Origin of the sequence: Micromonospora sicca, assembly GCF_003172935.1 — a bacterium.
Classification (GTDB): Bacteria; Actinomycetota; Actinomycetes; order Mycobacteriales; family Micromonosporaceae; genus Micromonospora; species Micromonospora sicca.
This window is the reverse complement of the sequence record NZ_QGKS01000374.1, coordinates 1-9,463: the sequence shown is the minus strand read 5'-3', so window position 1 is coordinate 9,463 and position 9,463 is coordinate 1. Positions and strand designations below refer to the sequence as shown.

The window sequence follows — 9,463 nt, the reverse complement described above, 5'->3', positions numbered from 1 at the left end:
CCCGCACCGCGGGGTCGGTCTTCGGTCGCCCGGCCGGCTTGGCCAGGGCCTCGCGGGCGCCGGCGTCACGCTGGTGCTTCCACGCCGCGAGCAGCGACGTGTACAGGCCTTCCCGACGAAGCAGGGCACCCTTGCCGGCCTTGTCGAGGGTCTCGTACTCGGCCAGGATCCGCGCCTTGTACGCGGCGGTGTATGTCCTTGTTCGGGGCTTTGCTGGTACCTCGGGGTCGGGTTCCGGATGATGCAATGTCACGGGGGTGGATCTCCTTGCACGCCCTCACGGGTCAGAGTTTCAGCAGCTCAGGCCGCCTCCTTCAAGGTTGCCACAGAGGGTCCCGGCGCGCGATGCCGGCGGGGCGTCGGCGATGCTGTGCGCGTGGAGTACGTGTCCAGAGTGTCGCGACCGCCGCTGGACGGGCTGATCGACGACCTTTACTACCTGGAGGGTGCGCCGCCGTACGCCCGGCTGACGCTGCCGCCGATGCCGGCGGCGTTGCTCATCGTCAACCTCGGGGCGCCGTTCCGCATCCGCGCCGGCACCGACATCGAGACGGCCGAGTACGCCGACGGCTGCGTGGTCACCACGCCCACCCGCGCGTTGGAGTTCGGCTACCCACGCCGGACCCGGTCCGTCGGCGTGCACTTCAAGCCGTGGGGGCTGGCGCCGTTCCTGCCGATGCCCGCGGCCGAGCTGTGTGACCGGCCGGTGACGGTAGAGCAGGTTTGGGGCCGGCCCGCCATTGCTGAGCTGCGAGACCGGCTGGCCACGGCGGACGGACCGCACGAGATGCTGACGCTGCTCGAGGAGGAGCTGATGCGACGGCTGTGCGAGACCGCCGGCCTGGGGCTGGTCAGCCATACGAGCAGCGTCATCGCGGCGACCAGCGGTGCGGTGGCGATTGGCGACCTGAGCGTGGCAGCCGGTGTCAGCAGCACTCATCTGGCACAGCGGTTCAAGGAGCTCATCGGCGTCACGCCGAAGCGGCTGGCCCGCACCTACCGCTTCGCCGCCACCGTGTTCGCGATCAACCCCGCCGTTCCGATCGACTGGGGCGACCTCGCCGGTGGCGCAGGCTACTTCGACCAGGCCCACTTCGGCCACGAGTTCCGGGCGTTCACCGGGCTCACGCCGACCCGGTACGTCGAAGTCCGGCGGCGGTTCCTGCGCGAACATCCCGGCCACGCGCTGGACGGCTGGCCGCTGCCGGCGGATTGATTTCTTACAAGAGCGACAGCTCACGACACGCTAATTTAGGGGCATCCCAAAGCAGAGGAGAGCCCCGTGGGCAAGGTGGTCATGTACAGCTCGGTGTCGGTGGACGGCTTCGTCGCGGACGAGAATGACCAGCCCGGACCGCTGTTCGAATGGTTGTCCAGCGGTGACGTCCCGTTGGACGAGAGCGGCGAGGTGAAGGTGTCGCAGACGTCCTACGACTACACCCGGCCGTACTGGGACTAGATCGGGGCGACAATCGTCGGCCGCCACGTCTTCGACATGACGGACGGCTGGGACGGGAAGCCTCCGGGCGGGATCGACCACGTGGTCGTCGTGACGCACCGGCCGGAGCCCGAGGGCTGGGACCCGGAGGCGCCGTTTCACTTCGTCGACGGCGTCGAGGCAGCCGTGGCCAAGGCGCAGGAGCTTGCGGGTGACCGCATGGTCGAGGTCGCCGCTGGCGACGTCGGTGGCCAGGTGCTTGCCGCGGGCCTGATCGACGAGGTGCGCATGGACGTCGTGCCCGTCGTGTTCGGGTCCGGCAAGCGCTACTTCGGGTCGGTCGACGCGCAGCATCTGTTGGAGGATCCTGACGTGGTGATTCAGGGCAACCGGGTGCTTCACCTGCGCTATCGGGTGCGCCGTTGACCGATCTGAGCGGTACGCGAAGAAGTCCACTGCGAACGGTGACACAAGATCGGGCCTCCGGCTGCGTTTGCGCATCGCTGTCCCTGGTCGGGCAGCCGACGCCGATCCGCCCCAGCACCTCACCTGCGGCAAGTTCAACTCAAGATCACTGGTTGCCGGTTTCCGTCGTATCTTGGTGCCGACCCCCCTCCCTTGTCCGAACACCGACGCCGCTTCGCTGTCGGCCTGGTCGCTCGGTCAGTTGCATGAGCCGATGGTCGCTGCCCGTTGCGGAAGTCGGCTGACTCGGCTGGCGGAGGTGGCGGCGGCCCGCAGACGGATGATCTCGTCGTGTTGAGCGGCGAGTCGCGCGAGGGTCTGGAACTCGGTGAAACTCGACGTTGTTCCCGGGAGGTCCACACGCCCGCGTCCTCCCGTCCATGCCCGCATGAGTCGTCCGAGGGTACTGCAATGGGTAGGCACGCCGGCATCCAGCAACGTCGTGCGTCCGCGGCATGATCACGCGCGCGCACATCGGCATGTGCGTATGGCGGCCGAGTCAGCACTTCGTAACGCCGCGTAGCGCGCGGATCGCGGCAGATGTGCGCATCCGATCAAGTAGCCAGATCGTCTCCTCCTGTCGTTGTTGGTCGAGATCGGGACTGCTTGCGAGGACGCCGCAGCCATGCTGCTGAGGCGTTGCGGCAGCGGTTGGCCGCCGTGGTGGTTGATCGCTACTGTGCATCGGTGGCCCGTGCACAGCTCACCGCCGAGTTGGTGGTTGATGGTCGTGTTCCGCAGGCATTGGCGCTGTCGCCGGACGGCAAGTGGGTCGCCTACGTGGTCGCCCCGGTCGGGCGGGCTGGTGATCACCTGGTCAGCGAACTCTGGGTCGCCGCCGTCGACGGGACCGGGTCTCCGCGACGATTGACCTCGGGTGAGGCGTACGATTCGGCGCCGCGGTGGGCTGCGGATTCGCTGTTGATCTACTTCCTCTCCGACCGGGCCGAGCGTGGCACGGCGCAACTGCACCGGGTGGGGCTGGTCGACGGTGTCGTGCAGGCGGTCACGTCCTGGGCCGGTGGGGTGTCCGGTCACCTCCCGCTGGCCGATCCGGACCTGGTCGTGGTGATCGCGGCCGATGAACCGTCCGCTGAGGACGAACGTCGGGACAGAGAGCGCGACGACGCTCGGGTGTGGGGCGAACGCGTACGCCCGGACCGGCTGCGGCTGCTCGACGTACGGAGCCGGGAGGTCCGGACACCGGATACGTTCGGCGATCGCCATGTCGTCGAGGTGGCCCAGCGGCCCGGCGATGGAACGCTGGCGGTCCTCACCTGGTCGACCCCCGACGTGGACCCGGGCCTGGTCAAGCCCGGTCTCCACCTCCTCGACCCGGACACCGGCGTGACGCGGGACCTCGGCCCGGCCGCAGCGGACGCGTCGTCGCTCGTCTGGTGGCCCGCCGACGACGGCTGGCACCTGGCATATGTCGCGAAGACCCCGCCCGCTCTGGCGGGCGGACACGCGGTTCTCGATGTCGCCGTACCGGTGAACGGGCCGGTGGGCGAGCACCGTAACCTGACCGCCGGCACGACCGCCTGCCCGAGCAACCTGGTTCAGGTCGACACCGGTCCGCCGCTGGTGCTGGTCGCCGACGGGCTCGATACCGCGATCCACCGGCTCGATCCAGCCGGGCCCAACCTCGTCGAGGTGTCCCGGGTCGACGGCCTCGCGACGTCGTTGACCACAAACCGGCACGGTGACGCCGTCGCGGCGGTCGTCAGCACGTCCTACGAGCCCGGAAACGTCCACGCCGGCCCCACGAGCGGGCCGCTGACGAGGCTGACCGACCTCAGGCCCGAACTCCACGCCATCCGGTGGGGTGTCCAGGAACGCCTGTCATACGAGGCATCCGACGGGCTGGCCCTGGACGGCCTGCTGATCCTGCCCGCCGGCCGGTCCCACAAGGACGGGCCATTTCCGCTGGTGACACTGGTCCACGGCGGCCCGTACGACCGGCACGCCGACCGGCTCATGCTCGGCTGGCACCCGTCCGGCCAGTGGCTGGCGACCGCGGGCTACGCCGTGTTTCTGCCGAACCCGCGCGGCGGCCAAGGGCACGGCCACGACTTCGCGGTGCGCGTCGCCGGTGCGGTCGGCCTGGACGAGTGGACCGACATCTGCGCCGGCATCGACCTGCTCATCGCCGATGGCGTCGCCGACCCCGACCGGCTGGGCATCGGCGGCTGGAGCCACGGCGGGTTCATGGCCGCCTGGGCGGTCGGGCAGGCCGACCGGTTCAAGGCCGCCGTGATGGGCGCCGGCATCAGCGACTGGGGAATGCTCGCCGCAACCGGAGAACAGGGGCCGTTCGAGTCGGCCCTCGGCGGTAGCAGTGGCTGGGACGGACCGGGTCCACACCGCCACGACCGGCTCAGCCCGATCTCGTACGCCTCCAAGGTCCGCACGCCGGTGCTGATCCTGCACGGCGAGAACGACACCAACGTTCCGGTATCACAGGCGGAGTTCTTCCACCGCGCGCTACGCAGGTTCGGAGTCGAGCACGAGTACGTTGTCTATCCCCGAGAGAACCACTCGATCCGCGAACGCAACCACCAACTCGACGTACTCCGCCGCACCCGCGCATGGTTCGACCGGTGGCTCGGATGACCCAACGTCCGACCGCCACGACCGCCACGGCCGATGCGGCTGACAGCGGCAGGCCAGGCCACCCAATTCCAGAAACAGGGCGGCAAGCCGCGGCAGGCGTTGACCCAGTTGCTGATCGTCGTCGAAGTTCCACAGCAGCCACGGCACTCATCTCGGAAGATCAGGATGCCGAGCGGTAGCGGCCGCCGTCACGCTCCGCCATGCGCGGATCGCGGCAGATGTGTGCACCTGATCATCATCGAAAGGTCGCGAATCGATTGCGCTGACCTTGGTCTCCCTACCTGAGCGCGAACATTGACCTCAACCAAGCTTCAGCTTGAACACTGGCCAGGACGCTGCCTCACGTGAAGGGTGCTAAACATGCGCGCAATCCAGGTGGCCGTGTTCGGCGGCCCGGAGGTGCTGTCCCCCGCGGAACTGCCCGACCCGGCGCCCGGACCCGGCCAGGTCGTCGTCGGCATGGCTGCGGCGGACGTCATTCTCCTCGACACCCTGCTGCGCAGCGGCTGGGGTCAGGACTTCTTCCCGCGGATGTTGCCGTACGTGCCAGGTGGCGGAGGAGCGGGCGCGGTGGTGGAGACCGGCGAAGGGGTGGACCCGGCATGGATCGGTCGGCGTGTGGTCGTACGGACCAGCACCGGTTACGCCGAACGAGTCGTCGCGCACGTCGAGGAGATCATGCCCGTGCCCGACGGGCTGGCCATCGAGGCGGCGGCCGCGCTGGTGCACGACGGCGTGACCGCGCTCAGCCTGGACCGGCTGGGCACGCCGGAGAAGGGAGAATGGGTGCTGGTCTCAGCGGCTGCCGGCGGAGCCGGATCACTGCTGGTGCAGCTGGCCGCCGACGCCGGAGCCCGGGTGGTCGCCGCCGCATCCAGCGACGTCAAACTGGCACTGGCCCGCGAGCTGGGCGCGGAGGTTGCCGTCGATTACACGCGGTCGGACTGGATCCGCCGGGTGCGTGAGGCGACCGGTGGCGGCGCCGCGCTGGTCTACGACGGGGCGGGTGGCCCGCTCGGCGCGGCCGCCTTGGACGCGGTGGCCGACGGCGGCCGGTTCGTCACCTACGGCACCGCCGACGGCTTCGCCGCACCGGATCCTGAGTCGGCCGCGCGCCGCGGCATACGGGTGCTCGCTCCGCTACTCGACGGCCCACCGAACCAGAAGACCGTGCGCGAACTGCTAGGCCTGGCACTGGAACGGGCCGCGGAGGGACGCCTGCGCCCGGCGATCGGCGCCACCTACCCGCTGGAGCAGGCCACTGACGCCCACCGCGCACTTGCCGCGCGCACGACGGTGGGCAAGTCACTGTTGCTGATCGGCGGCCAAACGGCCAGCTGACTTGCCGTCGATGCCGATGGCGCATGGAACCCATTCGCCACTGCTTCAGCGCTGGCTCTCTACTCCGGCTACGGGCGCGACACGGTCTGGCGTCTGCTCAACATCCGCACATCGGCTATGAGAGGGTGTTCCGCCTGGCTGAGGGCGCAATCACCGGCGGTGATGTCTGGGCCAAAGACCAGGGCATCCGTCAAGCATGTGCTGGGACGGACCTGGGCCACATCTCTTCCAGTTGATGGGTGACAGTTCGTCGGCCGACAGCGCCCGCGCCCGCCGTCCCGGCTGCTCGGGTTGCCAGCCTCGCTGGTCGCCCAGGACACCGTCATCGCGCTCGCCCTGTGCGGCTACTGGCTGGAACGGCGAAACCGCCAGGCTCCATGACGGGCAAGGCTGGGCGGACACTCCACTCGGCCTAGGCGGCGGAGCGGTTCGAGGCGTCGGCAACGGGTAGACGGCGGTCTGGTCGAGAGGAGGATCCAGGTGGTCTACGAGGATTTTGTTGAGGCAGTGGCCAGGCGGACAGGGGTGTCGGCCGATCAGGCGGAGACGATAGCCCGGGCGACGTTGGAGACGTTGGCAGATCGGATCAGCGGAGGCGAGGCGAATGATCTCGCCGATCAGCTTCCCGAAGGGCTTGACGATCCCCTGCGCAAGACTCGGGAACACCCCGAGTCGTTCGGGCTCGGGGAGTTCGTTCAGCGGGTGACGGCACGCGCCGGCGTCGACGGTGTGCTCGCCAGTGCCGGCGTCCGCGCGGTGCTCACCACACTGCGTGAGGCTGTCCCGGCTGAGGAGTTCCAGGACATGGTGGCTCAACTCTCGAAGGACTTCTGGCAGGTGGCCGAACCGGTGGGCCTCCGTCCCGGTGAACGACGGGCCCGCTAGTGGTCGTCACACCGCGTGACAAACCCGCCGCCTGCTACCGCGCGATGGAGAGTGCGCGCCAGGGACGCGCGGACAGCGGCAGGGCATGCGTAGGTCGTTTTGTGTCAAGCTCTTGGCCGGTGCCTCGGCCGTCGTCTGTCCCTGCATAGCGGTGATGGGGTTCGTCCCCAGCAACGTGTAATCGGGTTGATGAGACGACGGGCCGGGGCTGCCCATGATGAGCGTCGAGATCACGTTGTGTCTCAATGCCGCGCAGGGCTCGCCCCGACCGTCGGGCGGCGTCGCGGTCCTGCACGTTGGCGCCGGTGACCAGGATCGCGAGCAGTAGTCCGCAGGTGTCGACGGCGATGTGCCGTTTCCGGCCGTTGACCTTCTTCCCCGCGTCGTAGCCACGCCCGGGCCGGCCGACGGTCTCCGCGCCGCGTACCGACTGGGAGTCGACCAGCGCGGCGGTCGGCTGCCGGGTGCGGCCCTCGACCTGTTCGCGGACCTGTTCACGCAGACTGTTGTGCATCCGGTTCAAGGTTCCGTCGCGGGTCCAGGTCGTGAAGTAGTGGTAGACCAGCTTGTGGTGGGGGAAGTCGGCGGGCAGCGCATCCCACTGGCAGCCGGTCCGGTCGAGGTAGCGGATCGCGTCCACCACGTCCCGGCGGGGGTAGGTGATCGGCCGGCCGCGTCCGGTCCCGGCCGGCACGTGCGGGGCCAGGACGGCCCATTCGGCATCCGTGGTGTCGGACGGATAGTGCCGTGGCCGGGCGGTCGGCAGGTGATCGGCGAGGCTGCCCGGGGCGGTAGATGCGGCGACACCGGCGACAAGGTATACAGACAGGGTTGGTCCTTCGGTCGTGCTGGTTTAGTCGCCTTTGCTCGTACCGAAGGCCCTTCCCCATGTCACGCCGCCACGCCGGGCACCGGCACCGGCACGATCATCGATCTCGCACCCGATCCGGCGGTCGCCCGAACCCCTTATTTACCAGGCTCTTAGCTTGTCGTTTAACCTGTCTGCTCTCGTCGTTCGGTGATGGATCGGGCGCGTTTGACGGTCTTCCCGACGTCGTAGCTGGGCGCGGGTTGCCGGTTCTTCGAGCCTGGTGGCCGTCCGGGTCCGGCCTTGCCGGGTTTCGGTGCACTGGCGGGGTGGGTGGTCTTCGGGTGGATGTGGCGAAACCCGCGGCGGACCCGGGCTGGGGTGAGCCGGTCTGGGTCGGCGGGTCGTTCCCAGGGCCGGCGGAGGTCCTCGGCGAGGCCGCGGGCGAGGCGTAGCTGGGTGTGGCAGGCGATGACCAGCCAGGTCCACCGGTCAGCCGCGTCGGGTGTGCGGATCTTGGGCTGGGTCCAGCCCAGCGTCTGTTTGAGCAGCCGGAATGTGTGTTCGAGGTCGAATCTGCGCAGGTAGGACTGCCAGCTGCGGTCCACGTCCGCGCCGGTGGCCGCGGTGATGGAGGTCCACAGCCAGACCGGTTTCGGGTGGCGGTCGCCGGGCAGGTGGTCGACCTGCAGCCGGATCAGGGTGCCTTCGATGATCGGCAGGTCGCCGTCGTGGTCGAGCCAGCAGGTGCGGCGGGTCAGCCGTGGGTGGACCCGGTCCCAGGCGGTCGCGGTGGCGGTGCCGTAGCGGGTGGTCTGCGTGGTGGTGACGGTTTGCGGTGCTGGCCAGGTGTCAGGGTCGGCGAGGGCGAGTTCGGGGCCGTGTTTGGGTGGCCGGCCCGTCGTCCCGGGTAGCCGTGGGGGTGGTGGCAGGGCCATCACCCGGTCCGAGCGCAGCCGTCCGAGCAGGTCCACGGGCAGGTCGGCGAGGAGGAACGCCAGGCGGGGGATGTCGTAGCCTGCGTCGCACACGATCAGGATCCGCGGATCGCCCGGCGCGTGGTGGCCGGCGGCGATGAGGCGTTGTACGACGGCGCGTAGCTGGTCGACAGTGACGGCGGCCGCGTCGTCGGCCGGGCCGAGCCGGACGGCGTCGAGGAGGGCCGTCCAGGAGGTCCGGCCGCTTTCCAGGGCCGCGACGAATGAGTACGGCCAGCCCGGGATCAACTGCGACTGGCTCCTGGCTCGGCCGTAGACGTGGCAGAACAACCGGTCCGGGCTGGTCTGGGCGTCGGAGCGCAGCCAAGGGCTGACGTCGACAGCGAGGACGATCCGCCCGTCGGCGGCCCGCGGCACCGGCAGGCCCGCCATGCTGCGCCGCAGCCGCGCGACGTCGACGCGTCCGCAGTTCAACCCGTCGTACATGCCGCCGTGGCCACGGCGGTGCTCGGGCGCCAACACCAGATCGACCAGCGACCTGACCGGCCCGTCCGTACACAACAGCGCGTCAGTCACCTCGAACAGGACGTCAGCGCGGGCGGTCAGACAGCGGTAGAACTCGGTCCGGAACGTGGACAGCACCGCTAAAGCCTCGACGCGGGCAGCGTCATCCAGCACACTCATCCTCACGGCCTTGGTGTCGATCATTGATGTCTTCAGCAACATCCATGATCACGCCAAGGCCGCTCACTGTCCACAGTGCGCAGCCCGATCCCGAGCCAAACCCGCAGCTAATCGAGCCGGCAGGTTAAACGACAAGGTGTGCCACGAACGCAAGGAGGAGCTTATGTAGGTAGAGCGACTTTATGCGGTGCTGTGCAGGAGATGAAGGTTGGCCCTTCGGAGTCGCCCTGCGGGGGGAGGTTCCAAACCGCCACATGCTGCGGAAGTGGTAACGCGACCGTGGTGAGCGAT

The 9,463-nt window shown here is 69.1% G+C and carries 7 protein-coding genes and 1 pseudogene; 5 read left to right on the top strand and 3 right to left on the bottom strand.

All coding sequences use genetic code 11. The annotated features are described in order from the left end of the window. A partial coding sequence (locus tag DKT69_RS29910) for a transposase (RefSeq protein WP_497529436.1) occupies positions 1 to 253 on the bottom strand: 253 nt, incomplete at its 3' end. A gap of 123 nt (positions 254 to 376) precedes the next feature. Between DKT69_RS29910 and DKT69_RS29905 the strand changes: the two genes are divergently transcribed. The 5 genes and pseudogenes from DKT69_RS29905 (at position 377) to DKT69_RS29885 (ending at position 6,742) form a co-directional block, all read left to right on the top strand. Then, positions 377 to 1,216 (top strand): helix-turn-helix domain-containing protein, encoded by an 840-nt coding sequence (locus DKT69_RS29905; RefSeq protein ID WP_236648441.1) that lies wholly within the window; start codon positions 377 to 379, stop codon positions 1,214 to 1,216. Positions 1,217 to 1,282: 66 nt separating this feature from the next. Then, positions 1,283 to 1,864 (top strand): annotated as a pseudogene (locus DKT69_RS29900) (dihydrofolate reductase family protein). Between the two features lie 726 nt (positions 1,865 to 2,590). Then, the gene (locus DKT69_RS29895; RefSeq protein ID WP_236648440.1) at positions 2,591 to 4,516 is read left to right on the top strand and encodes a S9 family peptidase; all 1,926 of its coding nucleotides are present in this window, start codon (positions 2,591 to 2,593) and stop codon (positions 4,514 to 4,516) included. A gap of 360 nt (positions 4,517 to 4,876) precedes the next feature. Beyond that, positions 4,877 to 5,857 carry a zinc-binding dehydrogenase gene (locus tag DKT69_RS29890; protein ID WP_109804796.1) on the top strand — a complete coding sequence of 327 codons (981 nt, stop codon included), beginning with the start codon at positions 4,877 to 4,879 and terminating at the stop codon, positions 5,855 to 5,857. A gap of 480 nt (positions 5,858 to 6,337) precedes the next feature. Beyond that, positions 6,338 to 6,742, top strand: a complete 405-nt coding sequence (locus DKT69_RS29885; RefSeq protein WP_161557982.1) for a DUF2267 domain-containing protein — start codon at positions 6,338 to 6,340, stop codon at positions 6,740 to 6,742. A gap of 34 nt (positions 6,743 to 6,776) precedes the next feature. On the opposite strand, the gene DKT69_RS29880 is transcribed toward DKT69_RS29885, so the two are convergent. Then, the gene (locus tag DKT69_RS29880; RefSeq protein WP_255420241.1) at positions 6,777 to 7,508 is read right to left on the bottom strand and encodes an IS5 family transposase; all 732 of its coding nucleotides are present in this window, start codon (positions 7,506 to 7,508) and stop codon (positions 6,777 to 6,779) included. Positions 7,509 to 7,735: 227 nt separating this feature from the next. Beyond that, positions 7,736 to 9,172, bottom strand: coding sequence for an NF041680 family putative transposase (locus DKT69_RS29875; RefSeq protein WP_109804799.1), 1,437 nt, complete (start codon positions 9,170 to 9,172; stop codon positions 7,736 to 7,738). Positions 9,173 to 9,463 lie beyond the last annotated feature (291 nt).

What these genes read in the sequence shown, in the direction of transcription:
- DKT69_RS29890 (WP_109804796.1), top strand. Translation starts at nt 4,877, where the DNA reads ATGCGCGCAATCCAGGTGGCCGTGTTCGGCGGCCCGGAGGTGCTGTCC.
- DKT69_RS29875 (WP_109804799.1), bottom strand. Translation starts at nt 9,172, where the DNA reads ATGAGTGTGCTGGATGACGCTGCCCGCGTCGAGGCTTTAGCGGTGCTG.